The following is a 23,128-nucleotide window of genomic DNA, read 5'->3' as shown; positions in this document are numbered from 1 at the left end:
TTCAAACATGCTTGTTTACACTCCGCATATCAGGCCCCGCATCAGTTACATTCTTCAACTGCTGAATGAGCGTTGGCAGATTGAAGTAGCTGTAACAGATGATAAAGAGTTGTTTCAACAAAGCAATGATGTGAAGGTTGTTTATGCAGGTGATCGTATTGATACGACTTCTTTCTTTATCCAATCAACAGGTTTATTACAGCAACACGATATCCGAAAACAACGGATCAATTGTTTTGAATGGGAAGGTGTAAAGGCATTTTATGAAACAAATGATGATGTAGGTTTTGATATTTTCTCGGCAATCTTCTATCTCATTTCCCGTTACGAAGAATATCTTGAATACGAACCGGATGAATACGGACGCTATGCACATTGGAATTCATTAGCTTGGAAAGAAGGATTCTTACATCAGCCGATTATTGATGTATGGTTGATGAAGCTTGAAGCAAAACTCAAGGAGCACAACTCATCACTCATCACTCATCACTCATCATTCCGCTTCCTCCCCACTTACGATATTGATATAGCCTGGAGTTACAAACACAAAGGCTGGTTGCGAAGTATTGCTGCCGCAATAACTCATCCGTCAACAATTACAAAACGGTTACATGTTTTTAGTGGTAAAGAAAAAGATCCATTTGATTCATATGACTGGTTGCAGCAATTGCATGAGCAGTATGCATTAGAGCCGATCTACTTTTTCTTATTGGCAGAACGTAACAGCGAATACGATAAAAACATTTTACCAAAGAAGACAGCATTACGGCAACTGATTCATTCAACAGCTGCTAAGGCAGAAGTTGCTTTACATCCATCCAAACAAAGCGCTGTGAATGTAACGTTACTTAAAAAGGAGAAAGCAACTTTACAAATCATCAGCAGGAAAGCAATTACTGCAACACGCAATCATTATATCCATTTTCATTTGCCACATTCCTATCGTACATTATTTGCAAATGGATTTAAAGATGAATACAGCATGGGCTATGGAACAGTGAATGGTTTTCGAGCATCAACTTCGCAATCGTTTTTATGGTACGATCTGGAAAAAGGAGAAACAACTGCATTGTGTGTTCATCCGTTTGCATACATGGAAGCAAATTCATTCTATGAATTACATCATTCACCTGAAGAAGCATTAGAGGAAATGAAAAATCTTTGCAGTGAAGTGCAAAAGGTAAACGGCACATTCATCCCCATCTTTCATAATCACATGCTGGGAACAGATCCGATGTTTAAAGGATGGAGGGAGATGTATGAAATGTTTTTAGCAGAAGTACGAGGTACTAAGTAAGAAGTACGCTAACAAACTCATCACTGATTATTCATCACTCATCACTGCTCATTCTTCGAACCTTCCAGCATTTGCATCAACTCTTTCATTTCCGGATCACTTAAGTAACGCCATTTGCCAACTGCAATATTCCCGAGTTGAATATTCATGATGCGTACACGTCGTAAACTCACTACTTCATAATCAAATGCTTCACACATGCGCCTGATCTGACGGTTCAATCCTTGCTTGAGAATGATGGAAAAGCTTTTGCCGCTTAATGTACGTACTTTACAAGGTAGTGTTACAGTATTGAGAATATGTACACCGTTGCTCATCTTTGCAGCAAAGTCGGGCGTTAATTTTTTATTGACCGTAACGATGTATTCTTTTTCATGTTCGTTCCCTGCACGTAAAATCTTATTAACGATATCGCCATTGTTGGTAAGGAAGATCAATCCTTCTGAATCTTTATCTAATCTTCCAATTGGAAAAATGCGTTTAGGGTGATTGATGAAGCGGATAATATTTGTGCGGTCTTTCTCATCAGTAGTAGAAGTAATATTTAACGGTTTGTTGAAAGCAATAATAAACTGATCCTGCTTGGCTGTTGATTTTACCTTCAGCAATTCATCATCAATATAAACTTTGTCTTTAGACGAAACCCTTGTGCCTGCTAAAGCAATATTGCCATTCACTACTACACGTGCCTGGTCGATCAGTTTATCTGCTTCACGGCGTGAGCAGTAACCTGTTGCACTGATGTATTTATTTAAACTGATCTTTTCTTCGGCCATAGAGTAAATGTAAGCAGGATTAATTGTCGAGCACTTCACGTTGCTCTTCAGCCGTGCGTTTAAATGCTTTGTTTACAAGATAAACACCCAGCAATGTTACCAACCCGCCAATTGTTAATGTGAGTGTAAGTTTTTCATCAAAGATCAACGCACCCAGAAGCACAGCAACAATTGGGTTAATGTAAGCATAAATACTTGCCTGCTCTGTTGGCAAGCGTTGCAATGAATACAAATAACATACAAAGGCAATGATGGAACCAAACACTACCAGGTAGCCGATTGCAAGCCATGAAGCAGTTGGAATTTCTGTAAAGGGTAAAAAGCTTTTATCAAAAGTTGATACGCCTAATAATGCTGCGCCACCAATGAGCATTTGAAAACCTAACCCAAAATAAGGATTGAACTGCGCCGCATGTTTCTTGGTATAAAGTGAACCGAAGGCCCATGTCCAAGTAGCGATCAGTGAAAGAAAAATACCAAAGCGGAAATCAGGGTTAAAGAAATCAGCCAGGTGTTCATAGAAAATAATGCAAACACCACCAAAGCCAATCATTAACCCAAGTACTGCATTGGATGGAATTTTACTTTTTGAAGAAAACAAGCCAATGATCACCAACCACAAAGGAAAGATAGCGCCCATGATCGCACCAAGGCCCGATGAAATATATTTCAGACCCCATGTACTGAGCCCGTTACTCATCACAAAATTTAAAAAAGAAAGTAAGAATAACGGTAACAGATCTTTTGCTTTTGGCCAACTTGCTCCTTTGATCAAAAAGAAGATCATGTAACAGATACCACCAAGTAACTGACGAATACCTGCTAACTGTATTGCAGGCATATGTCGAACGCCTTCTTTTGAAGCGATCCATGTAGTGCCCCACAAAATGCAAACAACCGCCAAAGCAAAAACAGCTTTTGCTTTGGTTCCTTTTTTATGAATAGTCAAAGGATTAAATACTGATAGACTTTTTATTGTATCAGCAGAATAGTTGAATGCTTTATTGATGTCGAGCTTGGGCATTAATGTTTAAAGTGACGCATACCTGTGATTACCATCGCCAGGTTATTTTGTTTACAATATTCAATTGAATCATTGTCACGGATAGAACCACCCGGTTGAATAAATGCAACAATACCTGCTGCATGACCTAACTGCACACAATCATTGAACGGGAAGAATGCATCACTTGCCATAACTGCACCTGTGAGATCAAAGTTGAACTGTTTTGCTTTCTCAACAGACTGACGAAGTGAATCAATGCGACTTGTTTGTCCGCAACCTTTACCAACCAGTTGTTTATTCTTCACCAATGCAATGGCATTCGATTTTAAATGTTTGCAGATGAGGTTGGCAAAAGTGAGATCATCTTTTTCAGCAGCAGTTGTTTCCCTGCCACCAGCTTCTTTCCATTCGGTATAGTTGCCTTCATCTAAGCCTTGTACCAACACGCCGTTCAATAATGATTTGTATTGTTCTTTTACGTTCGGTTGTTGTTTCAGTTGCAACAGGATGCGGTTCTTCTTCGACTTTAATACTTCCAATGCATCAGCTGCAAATGAAGGAGCGATCAACACTTCAAAGAAAATTTCATTGATGGCTTCGGCAGTTGCTTTATCAATTTCGCCGTTGCAAACCAATACACCACCAAATGCACTTTCATTATCACCAGCAAGTGCAGTATCCCAACTGTCTTTCACTGTTGCACGTTGTGCAACACCACATACATTGGTATGTTTGATGATGGCGAAGGTTGTATCGGTAAATTCTTTGATGAGTTGCACTGCAGCATCCACATCAACCAGATTATTATAAGAAAGTTCTTTGCCGTTTAATTGTGTAAAAAGTTCATCAAGATTGCCGAAGAAGCGTGCAGATTGGTGCGGATTCTCACCATAACGCATGATCTTTTCTTCTTTGTTAAAAGGTGTTTCAACAGCTGATTGATGAAAGTAATTAGAAATTGCGGTGTCGTATGCTGTACACACATCAAATGCTTTGATGGCAAACGCACGACGTTGCTCATAACTTGTTTCGCCATTCTGTTCACGAAGAATACCTTCCAATACTGCATATTCTTTCTTCGCTGCTAATACTACTACGTCTTTATGATTTTTTGCACCGGCACGGATCATCGATGGTCCGCCAATATCTATTTTTTCAATGATTGCTTTTTCATCAGTAGTTGAAGCAACGGTTTCTTCAAAAGGATAAAGATCAACGATCACGAGATCCATTTCAGGAATATTGTATTGCTTCATTTCAGCCAAATGCTGTTCATCGTCACGTTTGCCAAGAATACCGCCAAACACTGAAGGATGTAATGTTTTTACACGACCACCCAAAATAGATGGGTAGCTCGTCAAATTTTCAACAGGCACTACAGGAACGCCGAGTTTTTCAATAAACTGTTGTGTACCACCGGTAGAGTAGATGGTTACGTTTTGCTCGTGCAGGAGCTTTACCAATGAATCGAGTCCGTCTTTGTAAAAAACTGAAATGAGTGCCGATTGAATTTTCTTCATAACGAGGAGAGAGTTTTTGGGCCACAGAGGTGGCGTGCTGTTTTAGAAGCGGCAAAGGTAAGCCTCTACAGGTTCATCACAAAAGCGCCCTGCTCACTTGTGCAGAAATAGTGGATGCCGAGCTTTTCGCAATCGGTTTTCCAGTACTTGAGCTTCCATTGCGGGTTAGAACTGTCGAACACAAGCAACTTACAGTTGATCGTTTTTTGCAATTGATTGAGGTAAAGTTTGGGATTGTTGGAAACGATGACCACATCGGCAGTGATCTTTACAGTAGAATCGTAGCGGTACGATTGGTTGATGTGTATGATGGTTTTATTGTTGATCGTCCATGCATTATTTGAGTTGATGTTGGGCTGCTCATAGGTACGATGAGCAATGCGGGAGGGTTTGAGGTGAAAGTTTCGAAGAAAACCATCTTGTAGCAAAACTGAATCTCCGTTAAAGTAATATCGTTTCCCCAACATAAAATCAATGGCCGTGTGTTGCGATAAATTATACACCACCAATTTTTGTTGCTTTGAAGTTGCATACTGATAATAGAATTGAACAGCGAAGAAAACTGCGATGAAGAAAAGCGTAAATTTTAATGCTGCTTTTTTCTTTTGAATAAGCCAGATACCCAATCCTGCAATAATGAGGTATAGCAAAATGGTTTGAACAGGCGAGTGCTCAATACCATCCACTACGGCAAACGTAAAATGATCGACCCAAAGAATGAATTGATTCATGAGCCAAAGCATTTTTGTAATGAGCCAACCAACTGCATTTGCAAGTGCGACGAATGGAGAAACAACCATCAATAAGATCAAAGCATATAACACTAGACTTGATAATGGAACTGCTACAAGATTCGTAATAAGAAATAATGTTGGAGCCTGGTGAAAATGATACATACAAAGAGGCAAGGTTAATATTTGTGCAGAGAGCGTCAATGCATTTAATTTCCAGAGCCCATCTAATAATTTATTTTGAATGGCAAACCAGTTGTAAATGGATTTCATGAAAAGAACAATACTTAACACAGCAGCGTATGATAATTGAAAACCTACATCCCACAACAAAAACGGATTAAAGAGTAATAATACAACTGCTGATGCTGCCATGCTATTGTAAATAGTTCCTTTGCGGTCGATTACTTCTGCACCAACGATCGCAGTAAACATAAGAACAGCTCTTAACACAGATGCACTTGCCCCGGTCAATAAACTGAACAGCCACAACAATGTAATGATCAAAACAGCTTTTATTATTTTCAGCCTTTTGTTTCTGTTCAAACCTTTTAAAAGAAACATCAATAAGCCATAGATCAAACCAAGATGCATTCCACTAACAGCAATGATATGTACAACACCTGTGTTGCTGTATGCCTGCACTAGGTCCCTGTCTAGATCATCACGGTAGCCGATGAGTAACGCTTCTGCAATACTGCTTTCCATATCGCCTTTTACATACCTACGGATGGTTTGCAGAATATAACTTCTGAACTCATACATTTTTTTATAGAAGAGGGATGTTTGTTGTTGCGGTAATTTTTTATACTCGTTTGATTTTACAAACAGTTGATGGGTGATGCCATTGAACAATGCATATCGTTTATAATCGAACCCGCCTGGATTGCCAGCATTTTTTATTTCCTGCAAATTGCTGCGCACAAGAATTACATCACCATATTGTAAAGAAGGGGCAATGCTATCTTTTCGAAAATAGATCATTGCCCTGCCTGTTACCTTTCTTGCTTTTTGCTGATGATAAACAACGGTTATCTCACTAAGTGCTTTATACGTTTTCTCCCGTTCACTTAATGGTTCCAGTAAACGCAGTTGCACAGCATCCCCTTCTTTATAAAAATGCCCTGTCCAGTTTGGTTGATGTGGTTTTTGTTGTAACCAAACAAGTGCAATGCCAAGTGAAATGAAAATGATGTTGAAGGAAAGACCATCAAGCCAACTGTTATAAAAGCGGCTTCGTTCGCCGCTGAACTGCAGGTAAAGAAAGAATGGGAGAGCAACTACTGCTGCGATCAAAGCAATTTGCCAATGCAACGAAAAATACCAGCCTGCTAAAATGCCGGCACTAAATGGAATGATAATGCGTAGGAAGGGGATGTTTTTCCAGACAGGGATCATTAGCAACTATTTCCGGCAAAATAGCAACTGACATTTCGAAAGGACAGGGGGATTTAACCCTTTTTTGCAAGAGAGTTGCTCACTGATTTCACAGCAAACACGGATGAGATACCAAAATCTGTAAACATCTGTGCAATCTGTGAGCTATATTATTCGCCTAATAGATTTTTCAGGTAGGCGATCTGACCGAGGTGGTAAATATTATGTTGTATCAATCCATTGAGGAGAAAGCGGAAGTTATATTCCCGGTAATCAACCATTTCTTTTAAAAACGAATCGTCTTTGGTTTGTAATTCAGTTACGATCTGTTTGTGCAGTTGTTCAAATTCTTTCAATCCTTTTTCCCAGGTATGTTTTTTGGGATCAATGGTACGCCAATCCGATTCTTCTGAATCAATAAGGTCTTCTTCCCGGATTCGTTGCAAACGATTTAATGTAAACTGAGCCCAATTGATCATGTGATACAATATTTCAATGGCTGCATGTGAATTCTTTGGATTGATGTACACTACTGCCGGATGAATTTTGCGCAGCATGGGCATTACTGCTTCACCATACCATGGCTGACCGGTTAACACTCGTTCGAGATTGCTGATGATCGATTGTACTTCGCTTTTCATTCTTCTAAGTTAAGAAGATTAGCCCCACTCTGCAATGCAGTACAAGAGTGCGACGCAACAGTTGATGCCGTGAAAAGCAAGTGCCTGTAACAAAAAATACTTAGCCGGAAAGACGGGAAGTTTTCTTTTCGTCTTTCCGCCTTCCTGGCAACTATAAAAAAACTCCGCAACAAGTGCGGAGTTTGAAATTTATTTACTGAGATACATACTTCTGTCTTTATACAACTGGCGGAAGTAAGGATCACGAAGGTTTTTAATAAAGCGGATGGCCTCACCGGTACTCTTCATTTCAGGGCCGAGCTCCTTGTTTACATTCGGGAATTTGCTGAAGCTGAACACCGGCTCTTTGATAGCATAACCGGTTAGTTTTTTCTCAAATGTAAAGTCGGTGAGTTTATTTACTCCCATCATTACTTTAGTTGCAATGTTGAGATAAGGTATTTGGTATGCCTTTGCAATAAACGGGGTAGTGCGACTTGCACGTGGATTGGCTTCGATCACAAATACTTTACCATCTTTAATGGCAAACTGGATGTTGATGAGACCTTGTATTTTCAATGCTTTCGCAATTTTCTTTGCATATTCTTCCATGGTTGCAACCACCAATGGTGTGAGGTTGAACTCAGGTAATACTGCATGACTATCGCCACTGTGAATACCCGCAGGTTCAATATGTTCCATAACACCCATTATATGAAAATTCTCACCATCATAAATCGCATCGATCTCCGCTTCCTGGCAGCGATCGAGGAAATGATCGATAAGAATCTTGTTGCCGGGCAAATGTTTGATGAGGCTCAATACTGCACTTTCCAGTTCGGTTTCGTTGATAACGATACGCATCCTTTGTCCGCCCAACACATAGCTGGGACGAACCAACACTGGGTAACCAACTGTTTTTGCTACTTCAATGGCATCGTCGGTGGTATAAGCTGTGCCATATTTTGGGTAAGGAATTTCCAGTTCTTTCAATAAATCGCTGAAACGGCCACGGTCTTCGGCAATATCCATACTGTCGAACGAAGAACCGATGATGCGGATACCTCTTTCGTGCAGACGTTTTGCCAGCTTGAGGGCAGTTTGTCCGCCCAGTTGTACAATTACACCGTATGGTTTTTCCAGCTCAATAATTTCCCAGAGATGTTCCCAGTAAACCGGTTCGAAATACAGCTTATCGGCCATATCGAAGTCGGTACTAACCGTTTCGGGGTTACAGTTCACCATGATCGCCTCGTAGCCACATTCTTTAATGGCGAGCAGACCATGAACACAGCAGTAGTCGAACTCGATACCCTGACCAATGCGGTTGGGGCCACTGCCGAGAACAATAATTTTTTTACGTTGAGATGGAATGGATTCGTTGTGAAGGATCGTATTTGCCATTGCGGTGCAAATGTACGGTTACAGGAAAAATTTTGAGGGATTTTTTTGCACTTTATCTAAGTACACAACTAACAGTGATTTGTTTAGTTACAACCAGCCGCAATTAGAAAAAATACAGACCCTATATTTGTACGGATGCAGTTATCTGACTATAAATATGTTATTGCCGGAAGCGGTTTCCTCGGCTCGGTTCTGGCGGAACGAATTGCCTCTGTTTTAAAAAAACCGGTGCTTGTGCTGGAAAGGAGGGCACATATTGGAGGAAATTGTTATTCGGAAATTGACCCGGAAACCGGGATCGAATTTCACAAATACGGCACACATATTTTCCATACTTCCAACGAACGGGTATGGAACTATATCAACCAGTTCACTTCCTTTAATCAATACCGGCATCAGGTACTTACTACGCATGAAGGTAAGGTGTACCAGTTGCCAATAAACCTTGAAACGATCAATAGCTTTTTTTCCTTGTCGTTAAAGCCATTTGAGGTTGCAGAATTTTTACAACAACAGGCAGCCAAGGAAAAGATAAGCGATACCTCTTCATTCGAAGCAAAAGCGATCAGCCTTGTAGGAAGACAGTTATATGAGGCTTTTATAAAAGGATATTCAGCCAAGCAATGGCAAACTGACCCTGCGAAACTCCCGGCAGAGCTTTTAAGCAGGCTTCCTTTCAGGAAAAATTATGATGAGAATTATTATTTCTCAACATATCAAGGCATACCATCGAAAGGATATACAGCCATTTTTGAAAAGCTGTTGAGTGATCCTTTGATTGATGTGCGATTGAATACTGATTTTTTTGATGTGAAAGGCCAGCTTGCAGTTGATGCAACAATTGTTTACAGCGGACCACTCGATCGTTATTTTAATTATTCACTGGGTAAACTGAATTGGCGTACGCTGCAATTTGAGAAACAGATATTTGATGTTGAAGATTATCAAGGAACGAGTGTAATGAACTTCGCAGATAGTTCCGTTCCTTTTACAAGACAGCACGAACCAAGACATCTACATCCTGAGCGTAGTTACACAATAGAAAGAACACTTGTATTTACAGAGTATTCAAAGGCCGATGATGGGAATGAACCTTTTTATCCCATTCCCGATGCAAACAATACAATACTCGCTAAAGAGTATAGAAAATTAGCCGGGCAGGAAAAAAATCTTATAGTGGCAGGCCGGTTGGGCGACTACAAGTATTATGATATGCACGAAACTATAAACCGGGCGTTGGAAATTTTTGATGATCAACTAAATAAATTACAAACTAGTGAATAGATTCACGCTTGTATCCATTTTACTGTTATTAGTCACAATTGTGTTGAGTATGCCTTATGCTCCGCCATTTGGAAATGTTGGTCCGGATAAACAAGTGTTCATTTATGGTGCCATGAGTATATGGAAGGGACAAATTCCGTATAAAACTTTTTTTGATCACAAACCTCCGCTAATTTTTTTACTATTGTCGCTTGCATGGCCTTTGAAAGCATGGGGATATTTTGGTTTAGGGGTTCTGTCAAAATGGGTTGCATCACTTTTTTTATACAAGACAGGTCAAAAAATGTTGCTTGTAAATGTGTGGCTTTTCCCACTCATTTTTCTTATTTGTTTGCTGCCCCCTTTCATTTTAATATCCGGAACACTCACCAGAGAGTATACAGCCTGCTTCCTTGCTATTTTGTTTTCCGTTATTCTGCTTAATCAAGGGGAAAAATATATACTTACTGGTTTTATTTGTGCGTTAATATTTCACATGCAACAGGAAGAACTGCTGTTAGCATTTCCGTTTGTAATGTATCACTTGTTTAATCAGACAAAGCAAGGATCCCGAAATCCAGTGCAACTTATATTGAAGCGAATTGGGATGATGATTATCGGGTTTTCTTTATTGACTATTCCACTTTTATTGTGGATTGCTGTAAATGGAGCTTTAGCAGATTATTGGGAACAAAGCTATCTGTTTAACCTTCTTGTTTATGAGAGCCGAAGGCCGATACTGTATAAAGTCACAGCAGCATTCCAAATTTTATTTCATTCAAGATACCTGTTTCTTGTATTTCCATTGTTAATCATTCATGGTTATTATATAATCCGAGCCACAAATGTCTCACTTCACGTTACATCATTTTTTACAATATTATTTGCATTGATTTCTAAAACATTTGCAGGTAGGATTTTTGATCATTTTGCTGCTTTCCATTATCTATTAACTGTTAGTGCAATTGTTACAGTGTCAGCAATTATTGTTTTTAAAGAATGGCAACCTTTTTTTTCGAAACGATATCTTAGTCCCTTGTCATTTACATTTGCTGCAGGATTGTTCTTTGTAATGTGGAAGAACTCGTTCCATAATATCATAAAGCGAAAACATTCGGATATTGGTTTACAGGTCGAGGATCTTACAAAGGAATTGCAAAAGATCCGAAATAAGGATGGGCAATTATATGTAATGGGTAGTACTCCGTTTCTTGCTCTGAATAATAACTTGAACGTACTCTCGCCAACAAAATGGATATATACAACGCAATACCGTCAGCATCTGATAAATTTTGATACTGATGGAAGAGTTATTAAAGAAATTATTGCAGGCTTGGATAGGTATCGAACAACTTATGTTCTCGATTTCTACAAATTACAACCTGTAGATAAAAAAGATTTTCAAGAACAGTGGGAAGATTATCTTAAAAAGAACTATACAGAATTATATCAAAAAGATAATTTTATTCTTTTCAAACGTAAAATTAATGACGCAAACTAAACACCTTGACCTGCTTCTTGTGACACCTGTTTACAATGAAGCCGCTAATCTGCCTGGTTTTATTACAGACTGGGTAATGCTGCTGAAAACATTGGATATTGATTTTGTTATTCGTTTCTATAACGATGGTTCGACAGATGAATCTAAGTCCAGAATAAAGGAATACGCAGACCAATATTCTGAAATTGAAATTGTCGAAAAGCAAAATAGCGGTCATGGATCAACTCTAATAAAGGCTTATAGCGAGGCTAAAAATGCTGAATGGATTTTCCAAGTCGATTCAGATCACGAGCTTGATCATCATCGGTTTAAACTATTTTGGAATAGTAGACAACAGTACGACTTGTTACTAGGTCAACGTTTTGCAGAAAATAAACAAGGTGTATTCAGAATACTGCTTTCTAAAGTTTCATTTTTGATGATAAGGAGTTTGTTTGGTAAAGGGATTAACGATTGTAATTGTCCATATCGTTTGATGCGATTAACATCGGTTCATTCTTTTCTTCCAAAAATTCCAACAAATTGTTTTGCTCCTAATGTTTTGTTGAGTGCTTTATTTATCCAAGCTGGTCAGCGTGTGACAAATATTTCAGTTAACCAGGTGTTCAGAAAAAAACGAAGTATTACTGGCTTTTCATATGTAATGCTAAAAGGGGGATTCAATACGTTTATTTGCTTAATTAAACTAAGATTTTTCTCTGGCAAATAAGTACTACCATGGTTTTATAAAATCGTCTTTTGCAAACATATGGTTTCGGGTAAGAAATCTGTTTTTCTTCAATCTTTCAGTTATTTTTTTTGATTGACACAGTCTCTGTATTAATGCAAGAGGTGTAAGTATTACATAGAAAATCAAAAAAAGCAACACTCGGCTGTTTATATAGCCCAATACTTTTGCCAGTTTCATCCAACCTCGGTGAATAAATTCGCCCAAGGGAGCTATTGCAAAACCAATGGCAGAAAGAATAACCGGTCCGAGCAACCATAGCTTATTAAATTGTAAATAAAATAAGAAAAAGCCTGCGGCTATTACAACCAGCGAAGTATGTTTAGCTTGCCACCTCATTTAAAACAAGGAGTAAATAAATGGTGCAACCGATGTACTGCCACCGAAAATAAGTAACACGCCAAGCACCAGCATAACAATAATGATGGGGGCTAACCACCATTTCTTACGCTCTTTCAAAAAGGACCACATGTCTTTTAAAAACTCCATCATAGTTTTACAAAGTTAATCAGCCTGGAGGTTTTTCTTCCAATCATCTTTTTCTTTCCACTCAGGTTGCTCCTGTTTGCTGAACAGGTAATTTTCAATAACAAGATAATCCATTTCTGTACGCATGAAACATTGATAAGCTTCCTGTGGTGTGCATACAACGGGTTCGCCACGTACATTAAAGCTTGTGTTGATCAATACGGCACAACCGGTTTGTTGTTTGAATGCTGTGATGAGCGAATGAAAAGCAGCATTAGTTTTCTGATGTACTGTTTGAACACGGGCCGAATAATCGATATGCGTAACGGCGGGCAAACTGCTGCGTTGGAAATACAATTTGTCTGTTAAGCTGAGTTGATGATAATTATCGGGAACAGTATGCTGTAATGTTTTCTTCAACGGTTGTACTAACAACATGTAAGGTGATGACGTATCTAAGTCAAAATAATCCTGTACATCTTCTGCAAGCACAGCAGGAGCGAAGGGACGAAAACCTTCTCTGTATTTTATCTTCAGGTTGAGTTTTTTCTGCATCTCCGGGTTGCGTGGATCAGCAATAATACTTCTGTTACCCAATGCTCTTGGACCAAACTCCATTCGTCCCTGGAACCAGCCAACTACATTCCCTTCATTAATGTGTGCTGAAACTTTTTGGTTTAATTCATTTCTGTTATTGAATGTTGTTGCAACTGCTTTGTATTGTTGAATAGTTGATTCAATTTCATCAGCAGAAAAAGAGGGGCCGAGATAGGAACCTTTCATCGCATCCATTGCTGAGCTGACAATGCGTTCTTTCTCAAAATAAATATGATGGGCTGCTAAGGCCGAACCAACTGCACCGCCTGCATCGCCACTTGCGGGTTGAATAAAAATGTTCTCAAACAGATTTGAATTCTGCAGCTTACCATTTGCTACACAGTTCAGTGCTACGCCACCCGATAAACAGATATTGTTTAAACCTGTTAATGATTTTGCATGTGCTGCCAGTTTCAATACAATTTCTTCTGTTACCTGTTGAATGGCCAAAGCAAGATTACAATGTTGTTGAGTTAATTCCTCTTCTTCACTTCTACGTTTAAAGCTAAACAAGGCTTCAAACTTTTTATCTTTTACCATTCGTAACCCAACTGAATAGTTGAAATACTGCTGATCTAAATAAATAGAACCATCATCATAAATTTTTACCAGCTTTTCCTTTATGATCGAAACAAACTGCTTTGTTTGTTCAGATGACGGATCGCCGTATGGAGCTAATCCCATCAATTTATATTCACCGCTGTTTACTTTAAAACCTAAGTAGTATGTAAACGCAGAGTATAACAAACCAACAGAGTGGGGGAAGTTGAGTTGCTTTAGTATTTCAATCTCTTTGCCTTTTCCTTTGCAGATGGTTGTGGTGGCCCATTCGCCAACCCCATCAATGGTTACTATCGCCGCTTCTTCAAAAGGCGATGGGTAAAATGCAGATGCTGCATGGCTGAGATGATGCTCCGGGAACAACAGTTTCAGTTTCTTTTTATCGTAGAGTTGAATTTTCTTCAATTCATCACGGATCATCTTTTTCAGAAACAGTTTTTCATTCAACCAAACCGGCATGGCCATAAGGAAAGAAGCAAAACCTTTTGGTGCAAATGCATAATAGGTTTCAAGCAAGCGCTCAAATTTCAGCAATGGTTTATCGTAGAACACGACTGCTTCAAGTTGATCGATTGAAATGCCTGATTCTTTTAAACAATACTCAACAGCTTTTGATGGAAACCCGGCATCATGCTTCTTCCGGCTGAACCGTTCTTCCTGTGCAGCAGCGATGATCTCTCCATCTTTAATGATGGCTGCTGCTGAATCATGATAGAAAGCTGAAATGCCGAGAATGTACATGGGTGCAAAATAAATGATTTCTACTTGTCATCCCGACGAAGGGGGATCTGCTGAGATTGTTAATGCTGTTGAAGTGTTTGTTGCAAAGAGGTTGCTAATATCTCTGCTACCTTAGCGGCTCCTTGTTTATTGAAATGAATAAAGTCGTAGTAGTAAGCAGTATTCTTCGGCATCAGTTTCGCCAGGTCAATAACTGTTGCCTGTGCGCTAAACGAACGAACCACATTGTTGTATTCCTCCAACACCTGTTCTTGCAACAAATTGTTTTTACCGGGATTACTTTCATGAAATTTCAAATCCATACGAACACCGCTTATGCTATCAGTAAAAGCTCCATACAAAGATGGTTGCGTAAGCAGGATTGGTTTTATACTATTTGCTTCACAAATATTGACAATCTCCTGTAACCTTGACTGATAGCCATGGAGGTAGTTTTTCTGCTTGCTGATTGATTCTTGGATATATGCAGGCGTGTAAGTTGTATCCTTCAGTTGGTTGTAATTAACTTCCTTATGGATCAATCCTTTTTTATAGGCAGAGCGAATATTGTATAGTTGAAAAACTGTGGCACCAATTTCTGTTTTGTTGAGTAATGATTTAAAGAACGCTTTTACGGAACTATACTGCAATTTGTTTTCATTCATCACATCAAAGCTTTCAGGCTTTTCTGTTTCCACATCATTTACACCTGTAAGCAACACCACATACTTCGGCTTCAGTTTAATGATGTATTCCTTCAGCAACAACAAATGGCCAAATGTTGAATGACCATCAATGCCTGCATTGTTCACCCACAGATTTGGAATCGAATCTTTCAGTTCTTCACCCAACAAAAAAGGCCATGTGGTACTGTCGCTCAAAAAGCGACACTCTGTTGTACTTCCACCAACCGTAATAATGGAATTGAGTTTTGAAATGCTATCTGTTGGCATTGGTCCACGGAAACCCAATGCATTGCGACTGTAATTGATTTTTGCATCCAGTTGTTTGATCCATTGGTTATCGAATAATGTTTGCTGACTTGCTGGTAGTACTAATTTCCCCTGCTTGGTGAAATTGGTGAACGGGTTATAAATACGCAATACAATTTCGCATAGCACTAGTGCAACAAGTAAACCAAACAATAATGCTTTCAGGTTTTTGATCATGGCGATGTAAGATAAAAAACGTTTCCGATGAAGTGTTGTGATGCATGAAAAAGAAAGAAGCATTGACGATCAATCAATGCTTCTTCTAAATTCTATCTTCAATATTCTTGTTTTACTCAAACGTACTATAGAAATACGGCGTCTTCGCTTCAAACTCAGCACTGCAGGTATCTACCATTTTGTACACACGGGTAATGCCCCAGGCCTTACGTTTTTCGTAGAGTTCGTCTTCACTGGCATCTTCTTTCATAATTCTGCAGATCTGCTCATCACCAAAGCCCATACGTTTTGCTTCAGTCAGTAATTCTTTTGTGAGCGATTGCATATCATGCTTCATCAATTCTTTCTCCATGTTCACAATATCCTGGATCTGGTAAATGAACCAACGGTCGATCTTAGTTGCTTCTACGATCGTCTTCACACTCACACCCGCCATCAACGCATCTTTAATGCGGAAGATGCGATCCCATTTCGGCACCTTAATATATTCGATCAGCTCTTCAGCATGTTTTACACTTTGGCCATAGTAACCCAAGCCAACAGCGTTGTTCTCCAAACTCTGACAGGCTTTCTGAACAGCTTCAGTAAAGCTTCTGCCAATGGCCATTACTTCACCCACACTCTTCATCTGTAAACCTAAACGATCATCAGCACCTTTGAACTTGTCGAAGTTCCAACGTGGCATCTTCACAATTACATAGTCAAGGGCCGGTTCAAAGTAAGCAGATGTTGTTTGAGTGATCTGGTTCTTCAACTCATCCAATGTATAACCAATGGCCAGTTTTGCAGCAATTTTTGCAATAGGATAACCCGTTGCTTTACTTGCCAACGCTGATGAACGACTCACACGTGGATTGATCTCAACCGAAATAATGTCTTCATTTTCGGGATTCAAAGCAAACTGCACGTTACAACCACCGGCGAAGTTGCCAAGGCTACGCATCATTTTGATTGCCATGTTACGCATGTTCTGGAAAGCAGTATCGCTCAATGTCATGGCCGGAGCAACTGTAATACTGTCACCGGTATGCACACCCATCGGATCGAAGTTCTCAACCGTACAAATGATCACCACATTATCGTTCTTATCACGCAGCAGTTCCAATTCAAACTCTTTCCAACCGAGCAATGCCTTTTCCACCAAGACTTCATGCATCGGGCTTGCTTTCAAACCTCTGTCGAGTGCTGCGTCCAATTCATCCTTATGCATAACGATACCACCACCGGTACCACCAAGTGTAAACGATGGACGAATCACCAAAGGAATACCGATCTCCTGAGCAAATTCTTTTCCTTCTAACAAAGAGTTGGCAACACGGCTTGGCGCAACACCAATTCCAATATCGATCATCAGCTGACGGAATTTTTCCCTGTCTTCAGCTGTATCGATTGCCTTAACATCAACCCCGATCATTTTCACATTGTATTTTTCCCAAATACCCAGCTCATCTGCTTCCTTACAAAGGTTGAGGGCTGTTTGCCCACCCATCGTTGGCAACACAGCAGTTATTTGTGGATTTTCTTCCAGTATTTCTTCAATACTTTCAATAGTGAGGGGCAACAGGTACACTTTGTCGGCCATCATTGGGTCGGTCATGATGGTGGCAGGGTTGCTGTTGATGAGAATTACTTCAATTCCTTCTTCACGTAAACTACGGGCTGCTTGCGAACCCGAATAATCAAACTCACAGGCCTGGCCAATCACAATGGGGCCGCTGCCTACGATCAGCACACTGGTTATCGATTTATCTTTTGGCATGGGGAGAATTTGGCTGCAAAAGTATTGGATTGAGCGTTAACCTGAGCGTGAATTTTCAACCGATTTTCAAGGTTTTTTGGTAACGGTCGTTAGGAATGCTGTTCAACGCCAGTTGCGTCGCACTCTTGTACGTTCGGAAATGCCATGTTGCAATTGTCTGAACCGGGATTTGGGTTGATTAATAGATTAACAATATATCATCGTTGTTGAGCGTAAATCCCATACGTCTCACAAATCCTAAGAATCATGGTTCAGACATACATCAGTAATCAAACCTATGCGGTTCCGATGTTTCATAGTCTTCATTATACCGCACAAAAAAGTAGAGATACATGGCCCTGCTAAGCCTCATCAGCCAAGGTTGTAAGATCAATAAGAATACAGAATTTAAACCCAACCACCAGAACACACGGTTATCGCTGAACGATACCCCAACTAACACCCACCAGGCCACAAATGTTGCCACAGAAATAGCAACTGTTAAGGCATAGCTCACATAACCGGTTCCGTACCAGAAGCCTGGTTCCATATCAAATTTTTGTTTGCATACGGGGCATTCGTCGTGCATATCGAACGTGTGTTTGAAATTGTACGCACTGTAATCTTTAAACAGTTTACCTCTTCGGCATCGTGGACAATGCATTGAAAACATACTCCATAAATAATTCGGCTTGGGCTTGGAGGCAGACATGCTTTAAAATTTTCGCAAAGTTAACCCTTGATTATTTACTGCGTGTGACAAAAGACACCTTTAAGTAATTTATCACAGTAAATTAGATGCCGAACTTACTTAGCAAATATAAAATTGCTGGTAGTTTCAAAAAAGGTTGGCAGACATTACCGTTAAGCTGTTGTTGCAACTAACTTTTTGCGTTCACCAATTTGCTGACGCCACATGGCATAATACAAACCTTTTTCTTCCAGCAATTGCTGATGATTTCCGGTTTCAACCACATCGCCGCCTTCCAATACATAAATACGATCAGCATGCATAATGGTGCTCAACCTGTGTGCAATTAAAATAGTGATCTGGTTTTCACCCGCAGAAATATCACGAATAGTTGAGGTGATCTCTTCTTCAGTAATAGAATCAAGTGCAGAAGTGGCTTCATCGAAAATGAGCAGGCGTGGTTTACGCAGCAGGGCACGTGCAATGGACAGACGTTGTTTTTCTCCACCACTTAATTTTAATCCACCTTCACCGATCATTGTATCCAAACCTTTTTCTGCACGGGCCAACAAACGCTGACAACTTGCTTTGTGCAGTGCATCCGTTAACTCTTCATCGGTTGCAGTAGGATTCACAAACATCAGGTTCTCTTTAATGGTACCGCTGAACAGCTGTGTGTCCTGTGTTACGAAACCGATCTGGTTACGCAGGTCTTCAAAGTTGATTGAGTTTTCATCTTTCCCATTGTATAAAATATTTCCCTGCTGTGGACGGTATAATCCTACCAACAATTTCATCAATGTTGTTTTACCAGAACCCGATGGACCAACAAACGCAACCGTTTCGCCAACCTTTACATTAAAGTTGATATCAGTAATGGCGTTTTGTCCAGCTGTTTGATGTTTAAACGAAACTTTGTTAAATGAGAGTGTGTCAATCTTTCCAAGGTGCATGGGATTAACCGGTGTTGCTTCCGGTTTCTTTTCCATAAGTATATGAAAGTTGGTGATACTAGCTTCGGCTTCACGATAAGAGAGAAGAATATTACCAATTTCCTGTAATGGCCCAAACACAAAGAAGGAAAATATCTGCATAGTTACTAACTGCCCCGCATCCATTCGTCCGTGAAAGATCGTCCACATCAGCATAAATAAAATTACCTGGCGCAGTGTGTTTACAAAAGTTCCTTGCACAAAGCTGATACTGCGGATGCGTTTTACTTTGGTCAATTCTAACCCAAGTATCTTGAACGTGTTTTTATTTAAACGTGTTACTTCCTGTTCAGTTAATCCCAAACTTTTTACCAACTCAATATTGCGGAGCGATTCAGTGGTGGCACCAGCTAATTGTGTTGTTTGTGCCACGATGGTTTTCTGTACGGCTTTTACTTTTTTGCTGAGTGCGTTTGAAATAATAACGAGTAAGATAATCCCGCCGAAATAAATAAACGGTAACGACCAATGAATAGATGATGCATAAACTGATACGATCACAATACCGATAATTACAGGAAAGAGAATGTTGATGAATGCTGACACAAACTTTTCTGTATCTGTTCTCACTTTGGTTAAGATAGAAAGTGTTTCACCACTACGCTGATCTTCAAAATCCTGGTAAGGCAATTTCATCGCATGCTTCAAACCATCGGTAAAAACCTTTGTCCCGAATTTTTGTGTAGTGAGGTTTTGAAAATAATCCTGGAAGGCTTTGGCAATGCGACTCACCATTGCAACAGAGATTGACATCGTGAGTACAAAAAGTACTCCCGGTTCTTTCCAGCTGAAAGAATAGAAGAAACGGTCCCAATCAAAATTATGTGTAGGTGGTTTTTCAATTCCCTGGTGCTGGTTAGCTAAATTAATCAGCTTACCAAACAAAATAGGGTCGATTAGTGAAAAACCAATATTGATGGCAGCCAGTACCATCGTTAGTGAGATTAGGCCTTTGTAAGGCGCTAAATATTTTAAAAGCAGTTTCATAATAAATGTAAAAGGTTAGGAAGGGTCAAAGTTTGAACCATCTTTAAAAATAAGACAAGTTTGCAGGAAACCCGGCCGCTAATTGCAGACTACTGGCATCTTTCAGCAGTAACCTGCCAATATCCACCAGCATAAGTGCATGACGAACAGTCACCGGTTTTTACTTTGTATTAAAAAAAATCGGTTCTTTGGGCACATGAAAATTACCGGTATAACCATCGTACGTAATGCAGTGTTGAATGACTTTCCCGTTGTGGAAGCCATCTCTTCTATATTGCCGGTGGTAGATGAAATGATCGTAAGTATTGATAAAGGCGATGATGATACCGATGGACTCATTCGATCTATAAAATCGGATAAGTTGAAGATCGTTTACTCCACCTGGGATATGAACCTGCGTGAAGGCGGAAGGGTATATGCACTTGAAACCGATAAAGTGAAAAGCCATGTGTCACCCGATACCGATTGGATCTTTTATATACAGGCCGATGAAGTAATCCATGAAAAATATCATCCAGTCATCAGGCAAACAGCAGAACGTTACAAAGCTGATAAACGTGTAGAAGGATTGTTATTTCAATACCTGCACTTTTATGGCACTTACGATTATGTGGGTGATAGCCGAAAATGGTACAGACATGAAGTTAGAATTATCCGTAACGATCCTTCTATAAGCTCATATAAAGATGCGCAGGGTTTCAGAAAAGGCGAAGTGAAATTGAATGTAGTACCCGTTGCTGCTGAAGTGTATCATTATGGCTGGGTAAAAAGCCCGGAACAGATGCGGCAGAAACAAAAAATTACTGCAAGGTTTTACCATGATGATAAATCGATTGAGGTTGCACCTGTAAAAGCAGATCATTTTGATTTCAGTCAATTTGATTCGTTGCGGAAATTCACCGGTACCCATCCAACTGTTATGCAACAACGCATCGCCTCAAAAAACTGGGATGTAGAACTTGATGTAAATCAAAAGAAGTTTACGTTGAAGAACTGGCTGTTATACTGGGTTGAAAAAAAGACAGGGTACAGGCTATTTGATTTCAGGAATTTTAAGAAAATAAAAGTATAAGTAACACTGTTCACTATTTTTTCAAGACAGCTTCAACTGCATGGCAAAAGTTGTTAATCGGCTCATGTGTTACATCATAGCCAATACCTTCAAGAAATTTATGCATAGCAGTTATATTGTTCTTGTCATCATCCAGGTCATGAACTTCCAGCAGTAACATTTTTGCACGACGAATTAAAGCAGGATCGGTGTTATAAAAAATATCATATTCACTTCCTTCGCAATCAACTTTCATAATATCTACTTCAGTAAGTCCATTCTTCAAAAATATATCCGTTAATGTAATTGTATCAACAGATATTTTTTTTGCATTACTTGAATTAAAGTCTGAAAAAATACTGGCGATAACGCTGTTATCGTTTTCGGATTCAATGTAGAGATCAATTTTTCCACTTGCAGTTCCCGTTACGGCCACCTGGTGAACGATCACATTATTTTTTATGATTGGGTTTGCATCGAGTACCGTTTTTATTTGCTGCGTATTTCTGGGAATTGGTTCATACGCAAATATTTTTGCATCTTTTATTTTTGACAGGATCAACACATCAAAAAAACCGGCATTCGCACCAATATCAATGATCACTGGTTTCTGCGGTATTTGATTAACAACGGCTTTAATGTTGTAAACATCTTCAAGAAATATTTCTTTAAATACCTGGTATAAAGGCAGTGCTACGTTAAATTTAATCTTGTTCGGCTTTGTTGTAAAGATCAATGATCGCTTGAACCTTTCATTTTTATGGAAAACATATTCAAAAGGGTTTTGAATATGTTTGAATAACTCGATGTATCGTTTAAATCCTTTCGCAGGCATAAGATTAATTTTCTGGATGAAGGAGAACTATTTATTCTGCAACAGCTGTTCATACAACTGCCAGTATTGTTTGGCAGCTTTATCCCAACTAAAAAAAGCTGACCTGTTTTTTATCTTGTTAACCATTTCAGGATGTGTGTGAAAGTGTTGCAACGAATTCTGAAAAGTCTGCTGCATATCTTCAGCATCAAATGAATTGAAATAATAAGCAGCATCTGCTCCAATTTCAGGAAGACAAGTATGTGTTGATAACAAGACGGGTTTGCCAAAATGCATTGCCTCAACCACCGGTAATCCAAAGCCTTCTGAAATGGAAGGGAAGGCCATTGCTAACATATTATTCAGCAACCACCATTTTTCATTTTCCGTTATAGAGCCGGGCAAGAGAACCCTGTCTTCTACACCATGCTTTTTTGCTTCTGCAAGTATTTCATCAACATAGCTTTTATCCTGGTTAATGCCGGCAATGATGAGTTGATAATCATTACCAACTAACAGGCATGGCAAAACATGAAAGTTTTTCTTTCGTAAAACAGTGCCAATTGAAAAAATATAAGGCTTGTCCGAATTTATAAAAGCGGGTTTTTGAAAAACAGAGTCGTCCTCCGGTGTATTGCACCCGTTATAAATTGTTTGCACAGATACATTTGAAAGATCAAGATATTCACGAATACACTGGTGCGTAAATTCTGAGATTACGGCAATTTTATCGGAACGATCAATCATTGCCTGTGTTCTTTCTAAATATTTCTTCTTCTTTTCTGCATCCTTGCTGCTATCATACAAAAAGTTCAGGTCATGTATAGTCAACAGTTTTTTTACTTTTCTGCCGGTTGGATAATAATTACTTCCCTGGTAAGTGCCATGCCATACTTTATAGTTTGAAGGTATAGGGTGATAAAATTTATGCCACCATTTTTGGGGGTAGTAAATTGTACCATCCGGAAGAAACCCTGTTTCAGCGGGACGTATATAAAAGGCAGGCGAATTCTGGTTTGCAGGCTTTTGTTCAAGGATTGCTTCGCTTAAATATTTGCAGAAATAATAGAGGCCCGTGTTGGGGTACTTCATGCGTTCGCAATCAACAATTATATTGG

At 39.4% G+C, this 23,128-nt stretch carries 20 protein-coding genes; 5 read left to right on the top strand and 15 right to left on the bottom strand.

Going from position 1 to position 23,128, the window contains the following annotated elements; all coding sequences use genetic code 11:
* The first annotated feature begins 7 nt into the window (after positions 1-7).
* Positions 8-1,297: a polysaccharide deacetylase family protein gene (locus WG954_RS01705; RefSeq protein WP_340432995.1), complete on the top strand. Its 1,290-nt coding sequence runs from the start codon at positions 8-10 to the stop codon at positions 1,295-1,297.
* A 41-nt stretch (positions 1,298-1,338) separates the two neighbouring features.
* Here WG954_RS01705 and WG954_RS01700 read toward each other — a convergent pair whose 3' ends face one another.
* The 6 genes from WG954_RS01700 to WG954_RS01675 all read right to left on the bottom strand — a co-directional run bounded on the left by WG954_RS01700 (position 1,339) and on the right by WG954_RS01675 (position 8,731).
* Positions 1,339-2,073, bottom strand: coding sequence for a pseudouridine synthase (locus WG954_RS01700; protein WP_340432993.1), 735 nt, complete (start codon positions 2,071-2,073; stop codon positions 1,339-1,341).
* Positions 2,074-2,092: 19 nt separating this feature from the next.
* Complete coding sequence (locus tag WG954_RS01695) at positions 2,093-3,097, bottom strand: DMT family transporter (protein ID WP_340432990.1); 1,005 nt, start codon at positions 3,095-3,097, stop codon at positions 2,093-2,095.
* Positions 3,097-4,599 (bottom strand): bifunctional phosphoribosylaminoimidazolecarboxamide formyltransferase/IMP cyclohydrolase, encoded by a 1,503-nt coding sequence (gene purH, locus WG954_RS01690; protein WP_340432988.1) that lies wholly within the window; start codon positions 4,597-4,599, stop codon positions 3,097-3,099. Before purH ends, WG954_RS01695 begins: the two co-directional genes overlap by 1 nt.
* A 65-nt stretch (positions 4,600-4,664) precedes the next feature.
* A complete protein-coding gene (locus WG954_RS01685) occupies positions 4,665-6,728 on the bottom strand; it encodes a ComEC/Rec2 family competence protein (RefSeq protein WP_340432986.1) in 2,064 nt (687 codons plus the stop codon).
* Positions 6,729-6,877: 149 nt separating this feature from the next.
* Positions 6,878-7,348 (bottom strand): DinB family protein, encoded by a 471-nt coding sequence (locus WG954_RS01680; RefSeq protein ID WP_340432984.1) that lies wholly within the window; start codon positions 7,346-7,348, stop codon positions 6,878-6,880.
* A 189-nt stretch (positions 7,349-7,537) separates the two neighbouring features.
* Positions 7,538-8,731 carry a carbamoyl phosphate synthase preATP-grasp domain-containing protein gene (locus WG954_RS01675; RefSeq protein WP_340432981.1) on the bottom strand — a complete coding sequence of 398 codons (1,194 nt, stop codon included), beginning with the start codon at positions 8,729-8,731 and terminating at the stop codon, positions 7,538-7,540.
* 135 nt (positions 8,732-8,866) lie between these two features.
* Here WG954_RS01675 and glf point away from each other — a divergent pair, with 135 nt between their 5' ends.
* Genes glf through WG954_RS01660 form a run of 3 tightly spaced genes read left to right on the top strand, consistent with a single transcriptional unit; the run spans position 8,867 to position 12,204 of the window.
* Positions 8,867-10,015: a UDP-galactopyranose mutase gene (glf, locus tag WG954_RS01670; RefSeq protein ID WP_340432979.1), complete on the top strand. Its 1,149-nt coding sequence runs from the start codon at positions 8,867-8,869 to the stop codon at positions 10,013-10,015.
* Positions 10,016-10,064: 49 nt separating this feature from the next.
* Positions 10,065-11,495: a hypothetical protein gene (locus WG954_RS01665; protein WP_340432977.1), complete on the top strand. Its 1,431-nt coding sequence runs from the start codon at positions 10,065-10,067 to the stop codon at positions 11,493-11,495.
* Positions 11,482-12,204: a glycosyltransferase family 2 protein gene (locus WG954_RS01660; RefSeq protein ID WP_340432976.1), complete on the top strand. Its 723-nt coding sequence runs from the start codon at positions 11,482-11,484 to the stop codon at positions 12,202-12,204. Before WG954_RS01665 ends, WG954_RS01660 begins: the two co-directional genes overlap by 14 nt.
* A 3-nt stretch (positions 12,205-12,207) precedes the next feature.
* On the opposite strand, the gene WG954_RS21625 is transcribed toward WG954_RS01660, so the two are convergent.
* The 7 genes from WG954_RS21625 to WG954_RS01630 form a co-directional block, all read right to left on the bottom strand.
* The gene (locus WG954_RS21625; RefSeq protein ID WP_445298447.1) at positions 12,208-12,561 is read right to left on the bottom strand and encodes an SxtJ family membrane protein; all 354 of its coding nucleotides are present in this window, start codon (positions 12,559-12,561) and stop codon (positions 12,208-12,210) included.
* A complete protein-coding gene (locus tag WG954_RS01655; RefSeq protein WP_340432975.1) occupies positions 12,562-12,714 on the bottom strand; it encodes a DUF5989 family protein in 153 nt (50 codons plus the stop codon).
* A gap of 12 nt (positions 12,715-12,726) precedes the next feature.
* Positions 12,727-14,589: a carbamoyltransferase family protein gene (locus WG954_RS01650; protein ID WP_340432974.1), complete on the bottom strand. Its 1,863-nt coding sequence runs from the start codon at positions 14,587-14,589 to the stop codon at positions 12,727-12,729.
* Between the two features lie 59 nt (positions 14,590-14,648).
* Positions 14,649-15,737, bottom strand: a complete 1,089-nt coding sequence (locus tag WG954_RS01645; protein WP_340432973.1) for an SGNH/GDSL hydrolase family protein — start codon at positions 15,735-15,737, stop codon at positions 14,649-14,651.
* A gap of 112 nt (positions 15,738-15,849) precedes the next feature.
* On the bottom strand, positions 15,850-17,496 hold the full coding sequence (gene carB, locus WG954_RS01640; RefSeq protein WP_340432970.1) for a carbamoyl-phosphate synthase large subunit: 1,647 nt from the start codon (positions 17,494-17,496) through the stop codon (positions 15,850-15,852).
* Positions 17,497-17,758: 262 nt separating this feature from the next.
* Positions 17,759-18,187: a DUF983 domain-containing protein gene (locus WG954_RS01635; RefSeq protein ID WP_340432967.1), complete on the bottom strand. Its 429-nt coding sequence runs from the start codon at positions 18,185-18,187 to the stop codon at positions 17,759-17,761.
* Between the two features lie 152 nt (positions 18,188-18,339).
* Positions 18,340-20,145: an ABC transporter ATP-binding protein gene (locus tag WG954_RS01630; RefSeq protein WP_340432966.1), complete on the bottom strand. Its 1,806-nt coding sequence runs from the start codon at positions 20,143-20,145 to the stop codon at positions 18,340-18,342.
* A 196-nt stretch (positions 20,146-20,341) separates the two neighbouring features.
* Between WG954_RS01630 and WG954_RS01625 the strand changes: the two genes are divergently transcribed.
* Entirely contained in the window at positions 20,342-21,217 is an 876-nt protein-coding gene (locus WG954_RS01625) for a glycosyltransferase family protein (protein ID WP_340432964.1), read from the top strand.
* Between the two features lie 13 nt (positions 21,218-21,230).
* Here WG954_RS01625 and WG954_RS01620 read toward each other — a convergent pair whose 3' ends face one another.
* Both WG954_RS01620 and WG954_RS01615 read right to left on the bottom strand, forming a co-directional pair.
* On the bottom strand, positions 21,231-22,031 hold the full coding sequence (locus tag WG954_RS01620; protein WP_340432962.1) for an FkbM family methyltransferase: 801 nt from the start codon (positions 22,029-22,031) through the stop codon (positions 21,231-21,233).
* Positions 22,032-22,058: 27 nt separating this feature from the next.
* A complete protein-coding gene (locus WG954_RS01615) occupies positions 22,059-23,102 on the bottom strand; it encodes a glycosyltransferase family 4 protein (RefSeq protein ID WP_340432961.1) in 1,044 nt (347 codons plus the stop codon).
* Positions 23,103-23,128 lie beyond the last annotated feature (26 nt).

This window comes from Lacibacter sp. H375 (assembly GCF_037892425.1).
Lineage (GTDB): Bacteria > Bacteroidota > Bacteroidia > Chitinophagales > Chitinophagaceae > Lacibacter.
This window is presented reverse-complemented; position numbering and strand designations above follow the sequence as displayed.

Coding starts and splice junctions, on each gene's coding strand:
- WG954_RS01705 (WP_340432995.1), top strand. CDS start 8: ATGCTTGTTTACACTCCGCATATCAGGCCCCGCATCAGTTACATTCTT.
- WG954_RS01700 (WP_340432993.1), bottom strand. CDS start 2,073: ATGGCCGAAGAAAAGATCAGTTTAAATAAATACATCAGTGCAACAGGT.
- WG954_RS01695 (WP_340432990.1), bottom strand. CDS start 3,097: ATGCCCAAGCTCGACATCAATAAAGCATTCAACTATTCTGCTGATACA.
- purH (WP_340432988.1), bottom strand. CDS start 4,599: ATGAAGAAAATTCAATCGGCACTCATTTCAGTTTTTTACAAAGACGGA.
- WG954_RS01685 (WP_340432986.1), bottom strand. CDS start 6,728: ATGATCCCTGTCTGGAAAAACATCCCCTTCCTACGCATTATCATTCCA.
- WG954_RS01680 (WP_340432984.1), bottom strand. CDS start 7,348: ATGAAAAGCGAAGTACAATCGATCATCAGCAATCTCGAACGAGTGTTA.
- WG954_RS01675 (WP_340432981.1), bottom strand. CDS start 8,731: ATGGCAAATACGATCCTTCACAACGAATCCATTCCATCTCAACGTAAA.
- glf (WP_340432979.1), top strand. CDS start 8,867: ATGCAGTTATCTGACTATAAATATGTTATTGCCGGAAGCGGTTTCCTC.
- WG954_RS01665 (WP_340432977.1), top strand. CDS start 10,065: ATGCCTTATGCTCCGCCATTTGGAAATGTTGGTCCGGATAAACAAGTG.
- WG954_RS01660 (WP_340432976.1), top strand. CDS start 11,482: ATGACGCAAACTAAACACCTTGACCTGCTTCTTGTGACACCTGTTTAC.
- WG954_RS21625 (WP_445298447.1), bottom strand. CDS start 12,561: ATGAGGTGGCAAGCTAAACATACTTCGCTGGTTGTAATAGCCGCAGGC.
- WG954_RS01655 (WP_340432975.1), bottom strand. CDS start 12,714: ATGATGGAGTTTTTAAAAGACATGTGGTCCTTTTTGAAAGAGCGTAAG.
- WG954_RS01650 (WP_340432974.1), bottom strand. CDS start 14,589: ATGTACATTCTCGGCATTTCAGCTTTCTATCATGATTCAGCAGCAGCC.
- WG954_RS01645 (WP_340432973.1), bottom strand. CDS start 15,737: ATGATCAAAAACCTGAAAGCATTATTGTTTGGTTTACTTGTTGCACTA.
- carB (WP_340432970.1), bottom strand. CDS start 17,496: ATGCCAAAAGATAAATCGATAACCAGTGTGCTGATCGTAGGCAGCGGC.
- WG954_RS01635 (WP_340432967.1), bottom strand. CDS start 18,187: ATGTCTGCCTCCAAGCCCAAGCCGAATTATTTATGGAGTATGTTTTCA.
- WG954_RS01630 (WP_340432966.1), bottom strand. CDS start 20,145: ATGAAACTGCTTTTAAAATATTTAGCGCCTTACAAAGGCCTAATCTCA.
- WG954_RS01625 (WP_340432964.1), top strand. CDS start 20,342: ATGAAAATTACCGGTATAACCATCGTACGTAATGCAGTGTTGAATGAC.
- WG954_RS01620 (WP_340432962.1), bottom strand. CDS start 22,031: ATGCCTGCGAAAGGATTTAAACGATACATCGAGTTATTCAAACATATT.
- WG954_RS01615 (WP_340432961.1), bottom strand. CDS start 23,102: ATGAAGTACCCCAACACGGGCCTCTATTATTTCTGCAAATATTTAAGC.